The following is a 17200-nucleotide window of genomic DNA, read 5'->3' as shown; positions in this document are numbered from 1 at the left end:
CCTGACAGGTTGCGGCGATCTTATCGCTTTTAACCAGGCGCCCATAGCCGTACCCTGCATCCATCGCATCATCCGATCGCCTGTGGAAGCGGTTTTGTCCTGAACCCGGCAACAGCCACGTTCAGGACAAGCACCCAGGACCAGGCCCGGCAACCGTTACAGGAGCCTCACATGACCTCATACCGCACCGGTCCCGATAACCGTGGCCTGTTCGGCCGCTTCGGCGGTCAGTTCGTCGCCGAAACCCTGATGCCGCTGATCAACGAGCTGGCCGCCGAATACGAGAAGGCCAAGAGCGATCCGGCCTTTCTCGAGGAGCTGGCCTATTTCCAGCGCGACTACATCGGCCGCGCCAGCCCGCTGTACTACGCCGAGCGCCTGACCGAGCAGTTCGGCGGGGCGAAGATCTACCTCAAGCGCGAAGACCTGAACCACACCGGCGCGCACAAGATCAACAACTGCATTGGCCAGATCCTCTTGGCCAAGCGCATGGGCAAGCAACGCATCATCGCCGAGACCGGCGCCGGCATGCACGGCGTGGCCACCGCCACCGTGGCCGCGCGCTTCGGCATGCAGTGCGTGGTCTACATGGGCACCACCGACATCGACCGCCAGCAGGCCAACGTCTTCCGCATGAAGCTCCTGGGCGCCGAAGTGATCCCGGTCACCGCCGGCACCGGCACGCTGAAGGATGCGATGAACGAAGCCCTGCGCGACTGGGTGACCAACGTCCACAACACCTTCTACCTGATCGGCACCGCCGCCGGCCCGCACCCCTACCCGGCCATGGTGCGCGACTTCCAGTCAGTGATCGGCAATGAAGTACGCGAGCAGATCATGCAGAAGGAAGGCCGCCTGCCCGACTCGCTGGTCGCCTGCATCGGTGGCGGTTCCAACGCCATCGGCCTGTTCCACCCGTTCCTCGATGACGAGTCCGTGCAGATCGTCGGCGTCGAAGCGGCCGGCCACGGCATCGACACCGGCAAGCACGCCGCGAGCATGGCCGGCGGCGCGCCGGGCGTACTGCACGGCAACCGCACCTTCCTCTTGCAGGATGCAGACGGCCAGATCACCGACGCGCATTCGATTTCTGCCGGCCTCGACTACCCGGGCGTCGGTCCCGAGCATGCCTGGTTGCACGAGATCAAGCGCGTCGAATACGTGCCCTGCACCGACGACGAAGCCCTGGCCGCGTTCCACCAGTGCTGCCGCCTGGAAGGCATCATCCCCGCGCTGGAATCCGCCCATGCCCTGGCCGAAGCCTTCAAGCGCGCGGCGAAGCTGCCCAAGGATCACCTGATGGTGGTCAACCTCTCCGGCCGCGGCGACAAGGACATGCAGACCGTGATGCACCACATGAGCGAACAGGAGACGCACGCATGAGCCGCCTGCAGAGCCGCTTTGCCGAGCTGAAAGAACAGAACCGCGCCGCGCTGGTGACCTTCGTCACCGCCGGCGACCCGGACTATGCCACCTCGCTGGCCATCCTGAAGGGCCTGCCGGATGCCGGCGCCGACGTCATCGAACTGGGCATGCCGTTCACCGACCCGATGGCCGACGGCCCGGCGATCCAGCTGGCCAACATCCGCGCCCTGGCAGCCAAGCAGAACCTGCCGAAGACCCTGCAGATGGTCCGCGAATTCCGCGAAACCAACGCCAGCACCCCGCTGGTGTTGATGGGCTACTACAACCCGATCTTCGCCTATGGCGTGGAGCGCTTCGTGGCAGACGCGAAAGAGGCCGGCGTCGATGGCCTGATCGTCGTCGACCTGCCGCCGGAGCATAACGACGAACTCTGCGACCCGGCCCAGCGCGCCGGCATCGACTTCATCCGCCTGACCACCCCGACCACCGACGATAAGCGCCTGCCCACCGTGCTCAACGGCAGCTCGGGGTTCGTCTACTACGTCTCGGTGGCCGGCGTGACCGGTGCAGGTTCCGCCACCATGGAACACGTCGAGGAGGCGGTCGCTCGCCTGAAGCGTCACACCGACATCCCGGTGTGCGTCGGCTTCGGCATCCGCACGCCGGAACAGGCCGCCGCCATTGCCCGGCTGACCGACGGCGTGGTGGTGGGTTCGGCGCTGATCGACCAGATCGCCGGGGCCAAGAGCCCTGAGGCTGCGGTGGAAGGTGTGCTCGGCTTGTGCCGCGAGATCAGTGCCGGGGTACGCGGCGCCCGCGGCTGAGGCGGGTTGCCGGAACCGAAAAGCCGCTGCCCTCTCACGGGGGCAGCGGCTTTTTCATTCAGCTGTCGGGCATCCGCGGTTTGCCTGAAAGGGCCTAGCGGATGGGCTTCAAGCCCGACACCGGTCCACCGCTGGCACCACTGCTCTTGCGCAAAGACCACCCACCGCTTCCCTGCGCAGGCGTGGCGCCCCGCGCGGGTTCATCCTTTCTTTTTCTTCTTTTTCAGTGCCTTCAACCGCTGCGCCGCGCGCTCTACCGTGGCCTTCTTGTCCGGGCGCTTCATGCGCTTCCATTTGCGGATCTCGTCCTTGGTGCGACCACAACTGGTACACAGCTCGTCACTGAGCTTGCAGACGGAAATGCACGGATTCTCGACGTCCTTGCCCACAGTCAGTGCCGTGTCGTGGCGTTGCGGGCCAGGCGACGTTGCCAGTCACCGCCATCGCTGCGCGTGCAGGCTTCCTCGCTGTCGAAGCGCACCGGTGCAATCAGGGCGCTCATGTCGATACCCGCCTCAGCAAGCGCCGCTCGGGTTAGCGTCTGCATGCGTGCGGCCTGTCCTGAGCCAATCGCCAAAGCCCTCTGCGCCTCGGTGACGAATATCCAGGTGACCTGCAGGCTCTCGGGAAAGCGCGCGTAATCGACCTCATGGGTGAGCCAGCTGAATCCGACGATCTCCGCCTTGCCCGCTTCGCAGGCCTGGCTCAGGCAGCTGGAGAGTTGCCGTTCCATACGGGTCTGATCGCGTTTGCTGAGAAGCATCGTGCCGTCCTGTTACGGTTTGGCCCCGAATCGAAGGGACAGTAAGGCGGAGTCTAACGCGAGCGCCGCATGCCGGATCGTCGGCACCGCTTGCTGGCAGTACCGCTGATCGATACGTCGCGAGCAGCGGATAATAGGTTGGACGATTAGCATCGAAGATGCGCGACCTGCTGATTCGTTCGATCTGCCAGCAGGTCGCCGACGGCACGCTGGGCATGCCGGACGCGATCAGGCGACTGCGTCACCAGGTTGAACCAGGCCCGCTTCGCCAAGCGGTGCAAGAGCTCATGCGCGCCCTCAACCACCTGGGAATACGGCGACGGCAACTCCACGCTCAAGACGCTGGAATCGGTGTTCAAGGTATCCGGCATGCGGATATCGCTGGCGATGATGACCGGGCCGGCCGATACACAGTGAGGCGCGAGCACAGGCTACCACGCGCATTCACGAAGGCAGGACCCTCGCCGCTACAGTTTGCGGTAGCGGCGACACTGCTGAACAACGTATTTGCGCACATGCTGCACCTTCGCCCAACCCGCCTCATCCATGCCAACCGTCTGCAGTTCAGCTTGCAACTCAGCGCTGTTGGCAGCTGGCTCGAGCAGATCCAGCATTTGCCGCAGCTCCCGCAGTACGAACGGCGGCGCAAGGCCCATGTGGCGCGCCAGCTCTTCCCAATCGGCTCTGCGCAGCTGCTGCGGATGGAAGTTACTGCCGACCGCGAAACCAAGACTGGGGCTGTATGGCAGCACCATCGTACATACCAGGTCATAGGCCGGCGCCAATGACCAGCGCCCGCTGGCGTCTTGTAGCAGCGAAATGTTCTTGGCATGGCCATCGCTGTTGCCGGCCAGCACGTTGAATATCTGCCAGCGCAGCAGCTGGCGCACCTGCAGCGCCGGCGTGGCCGTCACCGCGCGCAACAGGCCTGCGCAGGCTGCCAGCGTCGGGCCGCCCTCTTCCTGGTACTTGAGCCGCCGCGGATAGCCAAGCGCCTGGCACATGTCCTCCTGGTGCACACGCTCGATCTGGTTATCCACGCGCTCACGATCGTAACGAGTCACAGCAAGATAGTGAGCCTTCCCTGCCTGACCTGCGTGCGAGTCGGGAACCATAAGCCCAGCGATCCGAGCCAGGCGGTTCATATAGAGCTCGTTGAAAACCAACGCCGGCTTTAGCGAGAACTTGATCAGATGCGAAGAAGCGGCGGCGCCGCTCGGGAGGTAGAGCTGGCCGCCTTCGAGGATTACGGGAATCTTGTCCTGGGCGCCGGCAAGCGAAAGCCGTGTCGCCTTGCCCGGCTGGAACAAGGCGTAGCGCTCCTTACCCTGCGCCCAGCGCGCCAGCTGATTGGGGTCGACCGGCTCCCGGCCAGATTCAATCAACGCATTGGCCCGCTCCGGGTCAACAATGCGCAACGCACCGGCACAATCGCCACCGATGGCGGCCAACAGCGAAAAGTCGTCATCGGCGATCCCAAGCCGGTTCACCAGCAACTGCCGCGAAGCTTCTTCGGGAAGCAGATTGGCAAACCAGTTGTGTGCCGTGCCAAGCGTTGGCGCAAACATACCGGTTGCAAGCGGCAAGCTATTGGAGATTGCGAACCGCGCCGCTTCGCTATAACGAAAACCCATGCTGCGGCCATCGTCACCCAGCCAAATCTCACCGATACGGCAATCACCCCGGTAGACGCCGAGCAGTCCGCTCACAGGTCGCCCCCGTCACGTCTAGCCGCCAACAGCTCGATGCCAAGCGTATGACACACGTTCAGCACCCGTCCGAACGAACAGCTCTCACGGCCATTTTCCAGCTCGCTCAGAAAGCGCACGCTCACGCCACATAGGCCGGCAGCGTCCACCAGACGCAGCCCCTGACCCTTGCGGGTGCGCTGGATCAGCTTGCCCAGCTCGGCCATTGATACAAATGCGGTAGGCTCAGCCATTTTCCCGTTCCGTACAATTCGTCCTTCGGAAACAGCTCACTTCCAATTTTTTCCCAATAGGGAAAATACTCTCCGCCGCAGGTCGATGCACTGGATTTTTTACCGATCGGGAAAAAGATCTTCCAGTTCACCTCAAAAAACCACCTCCCGAACAAACCATCGCCCATCGATGACCAATATCGACTCGCTTGATTTCGACAGCGCCGGCCGAGGGCGTAGCATGCCCTGCACATCCCCAGTAGCCACCGAGGAGATTGCTCATGCCTGATACCCCTTACGTCCCGCCGAAGGTCTGGACCCACGACGCGCCCTCGGGCGGCAAGTTCGCCAGCATCAACGCCCCAACCGCCGGTGCGCGGCAGGAGAAGGCCCTGCCGGTGGGCAAGCATCCGTTGCAGCTCTATTCGCTGGCGACGCCCAATGGCGTGAAGGTTTCGATCATGCTCGAAGAGCTGCTCGCCGCCGGCCACACGGGCGCCGAGTACGATGCCTGGCTGATCAACATCGGTGAGGGCGACCAGTTCGGCAGTGGCTTCGTCGAAATCAATCCCAACTCGAAGATTCCCGCGCTGGTGGACCGCAGCGTCGAAGGCGAACCGCTGCGCGTGTTCGAGTCCGGCTCGATCCTGGTCTACCTGGCCGAGAAGTTCGGCGCCTTCCTGCCCACGGACATCCGCGCACGTACCGAAACGCTGAACTGGCTGTTCTGGCAGATGGGTTCGGCGCCCTTCCTCGGTGGCGGCTTCGGGCATTTCTACGCCTACGCGCCGGAGAAATACGAGTATCCGATCAACCGCTACGCGATGGAGGTCAAGCGCCAGCTCGACGTGCTCGACCGCCAGCTGGCCGAGAACCGCTACGTGGCCGGTGATGCATACACTATCGCGGACATGGCGATCTGGCCCTGGTACGGCGTGCTGGCAAAGGGCGAGCTGTACGACGCCGGCGAGTTCCTCTCCGTGCAGGACTACAGGCACGTGCAGCGCTGGGCCGCGGAAGTCGCTGAGCGCCCTGCCGTGATCCGCGGACGCAAGGTCAACCGTACCTGGGGCGACGAATCCGAGCAGGCGCCGGAGCGCCATAGCGCCGCTGACCTGGACTGAACCGCAACCCCATCGGGCGGTGGCAGAGGAGCTGTCCTTGCCACCGCCCCTGTGCGCGCCGCCACGCAACCGGCGCGCGCTGCTTCGAAGCCTTCCCCAGCGCCGCGCAGCAACTGCACGGCCCTGGTCCGACCGCTGATCCTCCACGCTGAACTATGCCGGTGCGCTCCGACCCAATGTCTATGAGCGCCGTTAAATCCGCGGAACAGGCGGTTAGCACACGACCGCCGCGTCGCGACAGGCGCAGCGCTCACAACCCGGTTGTTCAACACAACGTGAGGTGGATCATGAGACATACACTGGTAGCAGCGTTTGCAACGCTGACCGACGCCAACCGCACCCGCGGCGATCTGATGTCGCGGGGCATCGCGCGGGAACAGATTCACGCCATTGGCGCCGAGAGCGCCGACATCCATGCCTACGATGCGCCCTACACCACCACTCCCGACGTTCCGGTGGATCGCACGCATCACGAGTCCAAGATCACGCATTTCTTCAAATCGCTGTTCGGCCATGAGCCGCACGAAACGCACCGCCACTACGCCACGGCCTATCCGGATGCCGTGCGCCGCGGTGCCCTGGTCATCGCCGTGGATGTCGAGGACGAAGATCAGCTGGCCAAGGCGCGCGATGCCCTGGAATACAACGGCGCCATCGACATCAACGAGCGCGGCGGCACTGGCACAGTCGAAGGTTACCCAGGCCCGAGCAGCCCCTATGCCGGCGCCACGGGCGGCGACAGTCACCTGGACAAGCATTTCACCACGCCTGCAACCGGCACCGCTGCGACCGGCACGACCGGCACGACCGGCACCGGGCTGCATTCGGCCACTGAACGCTTCGGTGAAGATGCGGGCACCCGCGCCACTGCCGAAGTCGGCGGTCATGCCTCCGCGCCCACCGACTACACCGACCGCAGCTCGGCCGATACCGGCCGCTATGACATCGGCAGCGCGGCAAAGCGGGCCGGGACCGACTACCCGGACACCACCGCCACCACTGTCCCGACTGGTGCAGGCACGACCGGCCACGGCACCAGCAGCGAAATGCCGGAAGTCGTACCGGACGTCGCCAGCCGCGACGCCGGGCTGGGCCGCGAGCGTATCTGCGTGATCCAGCGACCGAGCTGACCGCTGCTGCGCAGTACCACGGGCCGCATCACGCGGCCCGTTTTCCGTCATGTCCCGGCCGGACAGCCACACCCTGACGACGCGCAATCCATCAGGGCCATGGCCTGCTGCGACGATTGGCGCAGGGCCGGACTGCTGAGTGCTGGCTGCGCCTGGCGTATTCTGGCGCTTCAGGCGGCCTGAGCGCTGCCACGCATGCAGAGGGCCACGCCATGCCTACGCTGAGCACCATCTCGTCCTGCCTGATGTTCTGCCTTGCCACTTCGAACGCCTGGGCCGCACAGCCGGCCATGGAGCAGACGGAAGGCGCATCGAAGAGTGCCTTCGTCCTGCATGAAGGCGGCAACATGCACACCGACCAGGCGGCGCTGCGGGAACGTCGCGCCAGAGCCTACGAAGTGGAGGTACGGGAAGCCGAGAACGAGCTGCTGGCCGCCAAATACGCGATCACCCAGAAATACCTGGCCAAGCTGCCGGCCCATGAGCGCGAGGCCATGCAGGCCGAACTCGCCGCGCAGCACGCCACCTTCGCCTACCGCTACCCCGACGCCCATGCGCGTCTGCTCCAGAGCAATCCGCACAAGGCCAAGCACACGCCCGACTGACGGCCCCGGCACCACCGGCGTAGGGTGGAAAACGGCAACGCCTTTTCCACGCGTCCCCCACTGCTACGCGAACGCGAAGAGTGCATGGCTTCTCACTGCCCGCGCCGACCATCTCCCAGCGCCCGCCGCAACCCAGCCCGGCCGACCGTCAACGCCAGACATTCCTCCACCGCACCCAGCGCCGCGTTGACCAGCGGCCTGGGCTGATAGGGCTTGCGCAGGCTCAGTCCGATCTTGGCTGCGACCAGCGCCGCCGTCGCGCCGAGCAGCGCCGGCACCAGCATCGGCTCGCGGCGCACGCCGGCCAGCGCCGCCGCACTCACGCCGCCGGAAACCGCGCGGAACATCATCGACGGCACGATGGTGCGATCCGGCGCGAAGGGCATCTTGTCGCCGATCATCTCGCTGGCCGCGAGCACGGGCAGGAAGGTCTGCGGCGTATCCGATGTGAGCAACTGCGCGGCCTCCCCCGCCCCGGCAAGATCTTCGCGCTCGCTCAACGCCCGGCTGACCAGTGTCGGCGCCAGCATGCTGCGCATGCCCGTCACCGCCCCGATCGCCAGCGCGGCCCATAACAGATTGCTCGAAGTCGACATCGTCAGTTCTCCCGGTGGTTGCTAATACCGACCGGGCGCCCGCCGCAAGCGTTCGGCTGCGCTGCACGGGCAGCGACGGATGACATGCCTGCAGCAAGCCGTGGCATCTGGCCCCGAAACCGCACGTCGGCTCTCACCGTAACGCCAGCCAGCCGTCATCAACCTGCCACCTGCGCTTCCTAGTTTCGGAGCGACCCCATCGCCCGAGGACAACAACAATGCGCAAGCGCGTACTGGATTGGCTGATCGCCGCTGGCCTGGCCGGCCTTGCCGCCCCTGCCCTGGCACAGACTCAGCAACCGCTTCCGAAACAGCCCGAACACGGCTCCATCGAGCAGGACTACCGCGAAGAGCGGCAGGAAGGCCTGCAGGCCAGGCAACAGGCCAGCGAACGGCGCAGCTGGCGTGCGCCGGACTGGCGCCCCGAGCCGGTGGTGTCGGTGAACATCCTCGGCATCAACGACTTCCACGGTCAGCTGTCGCCGCGCAGCGTCGCCGGACGCCCGGCAGGCGGCGCGGCGGTGCTGGCCTCCTACCTCAAATCGGCCAGCCGCGAGTACACCCTCATCGTTCACGACGGCGACCAGGTCGGCGCCTCGCCACCCAATTCCGCGCTGCTGCGTGACGAACCGGCGATCAGCCTGCTCAACCTGCTGGCCAACCCGTTCTGCCGTCCGTTCGGCTGGCAGATGGAGCTGCCCCGTCGTGCGCAGACCCTCGGCCAGCAGCGCTGCAACGTTATCGGCACCCTTGGCAACCACGAGTTCGACTACGGCAAGCAGGAGCTGCTGCGCCAGCTCACCGGCGGCGACCACGCCAACGGGCCTTACCTCGAAGACGGCTGGCAGGGCGCGCGCTATCCCACCGTGTCGAGCAACGTCATCGACCAGCGCACCGGCCAATCCCTGCTGCCGCCCTACTCCATCTACAACGCCGGCGGCATTCGCATCGGCGTGATCGGTGCGGCGCTGAAGGAAACCCCCTCCATCGTCTCGCCCAGCGGCGTCGCCGGTCTGCGCTTCATCGATGAAGCAGAGGCGATCAACCGTTCGGTAGGCGAGTTGCGCAGCCAGGGTGTGCGCGCCATCGTCGTCGCACTGCACCAGGGCGGTCAGCAGACCAGCTACAACGGCCCGACCAACGCCGAGGCGGACACCGTCATCGGCCCGGTGGTCGACATCATCAAGCGCCTGGATGACGAGGTGGACGTGGTGCTCTCCGGCCACGCCCATGGCTTCACCAACGCACTGCTGCCCAACGCCAACGGCAAGCCGATCCTGGTGACCCAGGCCTTCTCGGCGGGCACCGCCTATGCCGACATCGAGCTGCTGGTCAGCCGCCGCAGCCGCGACATCATCGAGAAATCCGCGGTCATCGTCACCACCTGGGGTGACCAGGGCGCGGGCCTGACACCGGACCCGCAAGTCGCCGCGCTGGTGGCCCGGGCCGATGCGCGCGTGGAACCGCTGGTGGCCCGCGTGGTGGGCCTCGCGCAAACCGCCATCACCCGCAGCGAAACACCGGCCGGTGAGTCCGCACTGGGCAACCTGATCGCCGACGCCCAGCGCGTAGCCACCAGTGCGCAGATCAGCTTCATGAACCCGGGCGGCATCCGCGCGGACCTCGACAGCGGCGAAGTGACCTGGGGCGAGCTGTTCGCCATCCAGCCGTTCGCCAACGACCTGGTTTCGATGGACCTCAGCGGCGCGCAGATCAAGACGCTGCTGGAACAGCAGTGGATCGGCCAGAGCTACCCGCGCCTGCTCAAGCCCTCCGGCATCCGGTACAGCTGGTCGGCGAGCCGCCCCGAAGGCAACCGGGTGGTCGAGATGCGCGACGTCGGCGGTGCGCCGATCAATCCGGCGGCGACCTATCGCGTCACGGTGAACTCCTTCCTCGCAGGCGGCGGCGACAACTTCACGGTCCTCAACGAAGGCCAGAACCGCGTCGTCGGTCCGGTGGATCTGGATGCGCTGGTGGGCTACATCGAAGCCCTGCCGCAGCCGTTCAGTGCCAGCGTCGAAGGTCGCATCCAGCGGCTGGACTGACGCGCCAGCACCCAAGGGGACACGGGCACCTGTCCCCTTTTATCGCTCCGTTGCTCCGGGACGCAGCTATCTGCTGCCAGTCCATCACCCCGCACGCATTGGCGGGGCTGGCTGGTCCATACTGGGTCCTGCAGCGCACCTGAACGCTCCAGCCACAGCCGCAAGAGCCGAGGGAAGCAAGACACTTCCCGGTGACCAGGCCCGTTGTGCGGCGTATATCCCGTCACGGAGCAGCCCAATGCGTTTAGCCGACTTTATCCTCGACAACCTCGAGCCGATTCTCCAGTCATGGGAAGACTTCGCCAGAAGCATACCCAGTGCAGCTCGCTCGCTGGACGCGAAGGGTCTGCGTGACCACGCCGAGCAAATGCTCCGGGCCATCGCCGACGACCTTCGCACCAGCCAGTCCGTCACCGAACAGATCGACAAATCCGTCGGCAAGGCGGACAGACGCCTGGACAAAACGGCGGCAGAGATTCACGCGGTCCTGCGGCATGACGCTGGTTTCAGCATCGACGAGATGGTTTCGGAGTACCGCGCTCTGCGCTCCAGCGTGCTCCGCAAGTGGTTGCAGGCGATCAAGAACGGCACCGCCTTCGAAGTCGAAGACATGACGCGCTTCAACGAAGCCATCGACCAGGCGCTCGCCGAATCCGTCGCCAGCTACTCGAGGACCGTGACAACCACGCGCAATGTCTTTCTCGGCATTCTCGGGCACGACCTGCGCACGCCCCTGGGCGCCATTCAGCTTGGCGCCGAAGTGTTGCTGCTGGACGACAACCTGGGCGCCAAACCGACCAAACTCGCGTCGCGGATCTTCACCAGCGCCAAGCGCGCCAACAAGATCGTCACCGACTTGCTCGATTTCACCCGCTCGCAGAGCGGCGCGGGAATTCCCCTGCACCGGCTGGAAATCAACCTCGCCGCGGTGTGCGAAGGCATGGTCGAAGAAGTGCGGGCCTACAATCCCGAGCATCAGATCATCTGCAAGACCAGAGGAAATCTGACTGGACGGTTCGACGCGGCGCGCATGGAGCAGGTGTTTTCCAACCTGATCAGCAACGCCGTGCAGCACGGCAGCAGGACCGCACCGGTCAAGGTCGACATGCATGTCGATGAGGACCATGCCGTGTTCACGGTGCATAACCAGGGAGAACCCATCGCCAGGAGCGCGCTGGCGGATATCTTCAATCCCTTAAGCCGCCATTCCCACTACGCGGCCGGCGAATACGGGCCACAGTCGGGACTGGGCCTGGGCCTGTATATCGCCAGCGAGATCGTGTCGGCGCACAAGGGCACCATTGGCGTCGAGTCGAGTGCCAAACAGGGCACCACCTTCACCGTGCGACTACCGCTGGCATACGAATCACGGCGCCCGGCCGACCCGGTCGATGAAACCTCGCCCTGATCGGGCTGTTGCAACGTTCGCTTCCAATGACAGCCGAGCGGCTCTGCTGCCTTCAAAGCCGCATGACCGCTTTCGCTGTGATGCCTGCATGAGCGGCTTGGCGAATTCAGCGCGAAGCAACAGCTGGCCGGGCAGCGCCCTCACCACTGGTAGAGCCCGTAAGCGAGCACGCCCAGGCCGAAGCCCATCTGTGCCAGCAGCAGCGCCCGAATGGCGAAGGTGTAGCTGATCACCCGGCTCTGCCCCAGCGCATCGGCGGCGAACAGCCGGTAACTCTCGGGATAGTCGGCCTCCATCTCCTTGAGTGCGACGATGGTCAGCTCCAGCAGTTGCCGGCTGCGCGCGTCCACCAGCCAGAACACCTGCGCCAGCAAGACGGTGAAGGCACCGAGCAGGATCAGCAGCCCCGGCGAGAAGCCCTGCTGCAGCGCTGCCAGCACACCGCCATCGGCAAAGATCGCCAGCACCACGAAGAAGTTGAAGCCCCGCAGGCGCTGCTCGGCATTGAGCTTGAAATGCGCCCAGACAAACTCTCGACCATCCACGCGATTGCCCTCTGCTAAGCCAGGCGGCGGCACACCACGACCATCACCCCGGTCGCGACCGTTGGCGGGCTGAAGCCCGCCGCTGCATATCGACCTCAGAGCGGATCGACCAGGTCCTGCCATTGCTCGTGGCGCTCGATGTACCTGGCGATGAACTCGCACTGCGGCACCACGCGCTTGCCGCGCCGCCGTGCATCGCCCAGCGCGCCCTTGGCCAGCACGCTACCCAGGCCCTGCCCGGACAGGCTGGGGTCGACCTCGGTATGGGTGAAGACCATCCGCTCGCCCTGCTCGCTGTACGCAGCGAAGCCGAGTGGCTGCCCCTCCACCAGCAGTTCATAGCGCTGCTGCGCAGCATCGTGGCGGACGCTGGCTTGTTTATCGGTCATGGCAGATTCCCTCTCGGTTCTTTGGCTGTGGCTAGAGGTACGAGTGGACGCGGTGTGGGAGGGTTCAGATGGATCGACGATGAAACGCCCTGCGCCGACTCGCCCAAGGTGGGCCGCAAGTAGGCTCGGGCCGGGTATGAAACTCAATCACCGCTGGTTTGAAGCTCGGCTTGGCCGCCCGACAAGGCGATCGCCTGGTTATTGCTGAATGGTCGGAGATCCAGCGCATCCCCATACTCTTTCAGCACCTGCTCGACAGCCTCGGCAAACGGCTCGTTTCGGTAATGCGGCAGCGGGTAGAAATCGACCAACCCCAAGGCCGCAAAGGACTCGAGATCAGGCGCGGCAGAAACATCGTCCAGCGCCGTTATGTATTCGATGCTGGGGGCGAGTATCGCGGAGCCGGCGGATTCGCCGATGTAGCACTTCCCGGCTTTGACGTGTTCGGCGATCAGCAGGTCCGCGCCTGTGCGCTTGAGCTCCTGCAGCAGAAAGAAGGTGTTGCCGCCGGACACATAGATGTAATCGCCGCGTTCGAGCTTGCTGACGATTTCGTCCTGAGTTGCGGTTGAAACCTCGAGTTCATCGATCACCAGACCGGCTTCGACGAGCGCCTCCCTGGCCGCAACAAGGTAGGAATTGACCTCCTCAACAAGACTCGCCGTAGGAATCAACGTAACCGTCTTACCGCTGCACTCGCCCTTGGTGAACCTGACAAACAAGTCCACGACTTCAGCAAAGGAGGATGTCAGGAAAATGTTCATATGCACCTCTGCGCTCGACTGGATTCAGGCTCGCCCAACCCGCCCCTGGTTATTGAGAACACGGCGGGACAGCTCAGCGCTGCCGCGCCGCGCCTTCCAACAGGCCGACAAGCAGAGTGGACGAAAAACCCCTGGCTTGCCCGTTTCCTATCAATCCACCCCGACAAAGCCACCGGTCTGGTGTTGCCACAGCCGCGCATAGAGGCCACCGCGGGCGATCAGCTCGGCGTGGGTGCCGGTCTCGATCACCTGCCCCTGGTCGATCACCACCAGCCGATCCATGCGGGCGATGGTCGACAGCCGGTGGGCGATGGCGATCACCGTCTTGCCTTCCATCAGGGTATCCAGGCTCTCCTGAATCGCCGCCTCGACCTCCGAATCCAGCGCCGAGGTGGCTTCATCGAGCACCAGGATCGGCGCGTCCTTGAGCAGCACCCGGGCGATGGCGATACGCTGCCGTTGCCCGCCGGAGAGTTTCACGCCGCGCTCGCCCACCATGGCCTCGAAGGCCAAGCCGCCCTGACTGTCGTCCAGGGTCTTGATGAACGCGTCCGCGCGGGCCTTGCGTGCCGCGGCCCAGAGTTCTTCCTCTGTTGCGTCGGGCTTGCCGTAGCGCAGGTTGTCGCGGATCGAGCGGTGCAGCAGCGAGGTGTCCTGGGTGACCACGCCGATATTGGCGCGCAGGCTTTCCTGGCTGACCTCGGCGACGTTCTGCCCGTCGATCAGGATGCGCCCGCTTTCCAGGTCATAGAGGCGCAGCAGCAGGTTGACCAGCGTCGACTTGCCCGCACCCGACGGCCCGACCAGGCCGATCTTCTCGCCCGGACGAATATCGATGCTCAGGCCACTGATCACCCCGCCGCTTTTGCCGTAATGGAAATGCACATCCTCGAAGCGCACGCCGCCCTGCTCCACCTGCAGCGGCCTGGCATCCTCGGGGTCGAGCACGTCGCGCGGCCGGACGATGCTCTTCATGCCGTCCTGCACGGTGCCGACGTTCTCGAAGATGCCGTTGACCACCCACATGATCCACTCGGCCATGTTGTTGATGCGGATCACCAGGCCCAGCGCCAGGGCGATGGCGCCTGTGGTGATCAGCGCCTCGCTCCACAGCCACAGCGCCAGCGCGCCGGTGCCGACGATCAACAGGCCGTTCATGCAGGTGATGAGGAAATCCAGGCTGGTGATCACCCGCGACTGCAGGCGGAACTTGCCGAGCAGCTCCTGCATCGCCTCGCGGGCGTAGCTCTCTTCCTCCCGCGAGTGGGCGAACAGCTTCAGCGTGGCGACGTTGCTGTAGCCGTCCACCACCCGCCCCATCACCTTCGAACGCGCCGCGGACGCCGCCGCCGAACGCGCGCGGATACGCGGCACGAAGTACCAGAGCGCGGCGCTGTAGCCGACGATCCACAGCAGCAAGGGCACGATCAGGCGCAGGTCGGCGGCGGCGAACAGATACAGCGCACTGCCGGCGTAGACCACCACATGCCACAGCGCATCGATCACCTGCATGGCCGAATCGCGCAGCGACGGCCCGGTCTGCATCACGCGCTGGGCGATGCGCCCGGCAAAGTCGTTCTGGAAGAAGTTCAGGCTCTGCTTGAGCACGTAGCGGTGGTTCTGCCAGCGGATCAGATTGGTCAGCCCCGGGTTGATCGCCTGATGCGTCAGCAGGTTGTGCAGGCCGAATACCAGCGGCCGGATGACCAGCGCCACCGCCGCCATCCACAGCAACGCGTTGCGGTGCTCGGTGAAGAAGGTTCGTGCGTCATCGGTCGCCTGGGCCATATCGATCAACTGCCCGAGAAAGCTGAACAACGCCACCTCGATCAGCGCCGCGAAAAAGCCGACCACCAGCACGGCCGTCATCAACGGCCAGACCTGCTTCAGGTAATGGGCATAGAAGCGCAGCATCCCGGCCGGCGGCGCAACGTCCGGGCTGGGCTTGAAGACGTCGATCAGGTTTTCGAAACGGCGGAACAACATGGGGAGGTCTGCTTTGTGGCGGGGTGGGCGGGCGTCTTTCCCGAATTCGACCGCTCGGGCGCGGCATCCGGTTGGACGCCCCGAACCCGCGAGCGTTTCGCCAACCACCTGCCCTGCCCGTCGATTCGCATCGGTGGACAAGCGCAGCGTTGTCCACCCTACGCCACTCGGCCTCCTCTGCCGACACCGTGCATGCGTAGGGTGGAAAACGGCGAAGCCTTTTCCACGCGCTACGTCCAGGCTACCTCGCTAACCGCAAGAGCTGCCGCCTTTAAGACATAGGTAAAAGCTCGAAACACAGCACCCAATAAAACCCAGCGGCGCGACACACCGGCGTGTTTTGATTGGTAGCGTATTGCCCTGTTGATAATCTCTGCCGCCGTCGCCAGCGAGGCGACCGCACCCTTTCGATGACCTGCTGTTGATTGTTCCTGCGGCAAGCCCGGGCACTACCGAAAACCTCGAACTGGAATCGACGATGACCGAGGACGCAGTAAATAACCCAGATACCACAGGGCTGATCCTCTCCGGCGGCGGCGCGCGAGGGGCCTATCAGGTTGGTGTGCTGTCGGCCATCGCCGATCTGCTGCCCGACTCGTCGGGCAATCCGTTTCCGGTGATCGTCGGCACCTCGGCGGGCGCGATCAATGCCGTCAGCCTGGCCTGCGGCGCCCTGCATTTTCGCGAGGCGGTGCGGCGGTTGAGCAGCGTGTGGCGCAGTTTTCATACCGATCAGGTCTACCGCAGCGACTGGCCCGGCGTGTTGCGCCAGGCCAGCCGCTTCCTCGGCCACAGCGTGCTCGGTATCGGCAAGCAGGTGCCGGTTGCGCTGCTCGACAGTTCGCCACTGGCCGGGCTGCTCGAGCGTGAACTGGATTTTTCCGGCATCGCCGCGGCCCTCCGCCAGCGGCAACTGCGCGCGATAGCGGTGACGGCATTCGGCTACGAGTCGGCCGAGGCGGTGACGTTCTATCAGGGGCATGCGGCAATCGACCCATGGCTGCGCCATCGTCGGGTAGGTGTGCCGACCCGCCTGGGGATATCCCATTTGCTGGCCAGCACCGCCATTCCGCTGGTCTTCGAGCCGGTAAAGATCAACCGCGAGTACTTTGGCGACGGCGCGGTACGCCAGACCGCACCCATCAGCCCTGCCCTGCACCTGGGCGCCACGCGCGTGCTGGTGGTCGGGGTCAGTGGCAACCCGGTGGATGATCAGAGCGAGGCCGCTCCAACACCGCGGCCGACCGGCGCCAGCCCCAGCCTGGCGCAAATCTCCGGGCACATGCTCAACAGCACCTTCATCGACAACGTCGAGAGTGATATCGAACTGCTGGAGCGCCTCAACCTGCTGGGGCAACTGGTGCCGGCCGAAAAACGCAAGCGCGCCTACGGCCTGACGCCCGTCGAGGTGCTGGTGATTTCCCCGAGCCAGCCGCTGGACAGGATCGCCGCCCGCCATCGAAAAGAGCTGCCCGCCGCCATGCGCCTGTTCCTGCGCGGCCCTGGCGGCACGCGCGAAGGCGGCGGTGGGCTGCTGAGCTACCTGTTGTTCGAACCCGGCTACTGCAGTGAGCTGATCGAACTGGGTTACCAGGACGCCATGGCCAAGCAAGCCGAGCTCAGGGCTTTTCTCAGGCTTGAAAAGCCAGAGCAGCGCAGCCAGCAGCTCTCGCCAACCGCGCGCAGCGCTTCAGCGGTGAGCGGTGACCGGTGACCGGTGAGCGGTGAGCGG

The 17200-nt window shown here is 64.9% G+C and carries 18 protein-coding genes; 8 read left to right on the top strand and 10 right to left on the bottom strand.

The features are described 5' to 3' along the window. Positions 1–171: 171 nt before the first annotated feature. Positions 172–1383, top strand: a complete 1212-nt coding sequence (gene trpB, locus EA798_RS00280) for a tryptophan synthase subunit beta (RefSeq protein WP_122097667.1) — start codon at positions 172–174, stop codon at positions 1381–1383. Further along, positions 1380–2189, top strand: coding sequence for a tryptophan synthase subunit alpha (trpA, locus tag EA798_RS00275; protein WP_106156816.1), 810 nt, complete (start codon positions 1380–1382; stop codon positions 2187–2189). Before trpB ends, trpA begins: the two co-directional genes overlap by 4 nt. A gap of 200 nt (positions 2190–2389) precedes the next feature. Here trpA and EA798_RS00270 read toward each other — a convergent pair whose 3' ends face one another. The 5 genes from EA798_RS00270 to EA798_RS00250 form a co-directional block, all read right to left on the bottom strand. Next, positions 2390–2578 (bottom strand): DUF1289 domain-containing protein, encoded by a 189-nt coding sequence (locus EA798_RS00270; protein WP_106156818.1) that lies wholly within the window; start codon positions 2576–2578, stop codon positions 2390–2392. 2 nt (positions 2579–2580) lie between these two features. Then, positions 2581–2952 carry a hypothetical protein gene (locus EA798_RS00265; RefSeq protein ID WP_122097666.1) on the bottom strand — a complete coding sequence of 124 codons (372 nt, stop codon included), beginning with the start codon at positions 2950–2952 and terminating at the stop codon, positions 2581–2583. A 146-nt stretch (positions 2953–3098) separates the two neighbouring features. After that, on the bottom strand, positions 3099–3323 hold the full coding sequence (locus EA798_RS20585; protein ID WP_167462858.1) for a hypothetical protein: 225 nt from the start codon (positions 3321–3323) through the stop codon (positions 3099–3101). A gap of 96 nt (positions 3324–3419) precedes the next feature. Beyond that, on the bottom strand, positions 3420–4661 hold the full coding sequence (locus EA798_RS00255) for a type II toxin-antitoxin system HipA family toxin (RefSeq protein ID WP_122097665.1): 1242 nt from the start codon (positions 4659–4661) through the stop codon (positions 3420–3422). Then, the gene (locus EA798_RS00250) at positions 4658–4894 is read right to left on the bottom strand and encodes a helix-turn-helix domain-containing protein (RefSeq protein WP_224109194.1); all 237 of its coding nucleotides are present in this window, start codon (positions 4892–4894) and stop codon (positions 4658–4660) included. The genes EA798_RS00255 and EA798_RS00250 overlap by 4 nt, the downstream gene beginning before the upstream one ends. 260 nt (positions 4895–5154) lie before the next feature. On the opposite strand from EA798_RS00250, the gene yghU reads away from it, so the two are divergent. The 3 genes from yghU (at position 5155) to EA798_RS00235 (ending at position 7732) form a co-directional block, all read left to right on the top strand. Further along, positions 5155–5997, top strand: coding sequence for a glutathione-dependent disulfide-bond oxidoreductase (gene yghU / locus EA798_RS00245; RefSeq protein ID WP_106156825.1), 843 nt, complete (start codon positions 5155–5157; stop codon positions 5995–5997). A 287-nt stretch (positions 5998–6284) separates the two neighbouring features. Continuing rightward, on the top strand, positions 6285–7127 hold the full coding sequence (locus tag EA798_RS00240; RefSeq protein WP_122097664.1) for a hypothetical protein: 843 nt from the start codon (positions 6285–6287) through the stop codon (positions 7125–7127). 212 nt (positions 7128–7339) lie between these two features. Further along, positions 7340–7732, top strand: coding sequence for a hypothetical protein (locus EA798_RS00235; protein WP_122097663.1), 393 nt, complete (start codon positions 7340–7342; stop codon positions 7730–7732). Positions 7733–7824: 92 nt separating this feature from the next. On the opposite strand, the gene EA798_RS00230 is transcribed toward EA798_RS00235, so the two are convergent. Continuing rightward, the gene (locus tag EA798_RS00230; RefSeq protein ID WP_122097662.1) at positions 7825–8328 is read right to left on the bottom strand and encodes a DUF4126 family protein; all 504 of its coding nucleotides are present in this window, start codon (positions 8326–8328) and stop codon (positions 7825–7827) included. Positions 8329–8546: 218 nt separating this feature from the next. Between EA798_RS00230 and EA798_RS00225 the strand changes: the two genes are divergently transcribed. Both EA798_RS00225 and EA798_RS00220 read left to right on the top strand, forming a co-directional pair. Further along, on the top strand, positions 8547–10376 hold the full coding sequence (locus tag EA798_RS00225; protein WP_122097661.1) for a bifunctional metallophosphatase/5'-nucleotidase: 1830 nt from the start codon (positions 8547–8549) through the stop codon (positions 10374–10376). A 238-nt stretch (positions 10377–10614) separates the two neighbouring features. Then, positions 10615–11784 (top strand): sensor histidine kinase, encoded by a 1170-nt coding sequence (locus EA798_RS00220; RefSeq protein ID WP_122097660.1) that lies wholly within the window; start codon positions 10615–10617, stop codon positions 11782–11784. Positions 11785–11924: 140 nt separating this feature from the next. Here EA798_RS00220 and EA798_RS00215 read toward each other — a convergent pair whose 3' ends face one another. The 4 genes from EA798_RS00215 to EA798_RS00200 form a co-directional block, all read right to left on the bottom strand. Then, positions 11925–12329: a hypothetical protein gene (locus EA798_RS00215; RefSeq protein ID WP_106156836.1), complete on the bottom strand. Its 405-nt coding sequence runs from the start codon at positions 12327–12329 to the stop codon at positions 11925–11927. 95 nt (positions 12330–12424) lie between these two features. Then, positions 12425–12718, bottom strand: a complete 294-nt coding sequence (locus EA798_RS00210; RefSeq protein ID WP_122097659.1) for a GNAT family N-acetyltransferase — start codon at positions 12716–12718, stop codon at positions 12425–12427. A 143-nt stretch (positions 12719–12861) separates the two neighbouring features. Beyond that, positions 12862–13482, bottom strand: a complete 621-nt coding sequence (locus EA798_RS00205; protein WP_122097658.1) for a Type 1 glutamine amidotransferase-like domain-containing protein — start codon at positions 13480–13482, stop codon at positions 12862–12864. Between the two features lie 150 nt (positions 13483–13632). Next, complete coding sequence (locus EA798_RS00200) at positions 13633–15468, bottom strand: ABC transporter ATP-binding protein (RefSeq protein ID WP_122097657.1); 1836 nt, start codon at positions 15466–15468, stop codon at positions 13633–13635. Between the two features lie 478 nt (positions 15469–15946). Between EA798_RS00200 and EA798_RS00195 the strand changes: the two genes are divergently transcribed. Beyond that, positions 15947–17182, top strand: coding sequence for a patatin-like phospholipase family protein (locus EA798_RS00195; RefSeq protein ID WP_122097656.1), 1236 nt, complete (start codon positions 15947–15949; stop codon positions 17180–17182). The last annotated feature ends 18 nt before the right edge of the window (positions 17183–17200 follow it).

It is taken from the genome of Pseudomonas songnenensis, from assembly GCF_003696315.1.
GTDB classification, from domain to species: Bacteria; Pseudomonadota; Gammaproteobacteria; order Pseudomonadales; family Pseudomonadaceae; genus Stutzerimonas; species Stutzerimonas songnenensis.
Note: the sequence above shows the minus strand (reverse complement) of the source record. Positions and strands in the feature narration are given on the sequence as shown.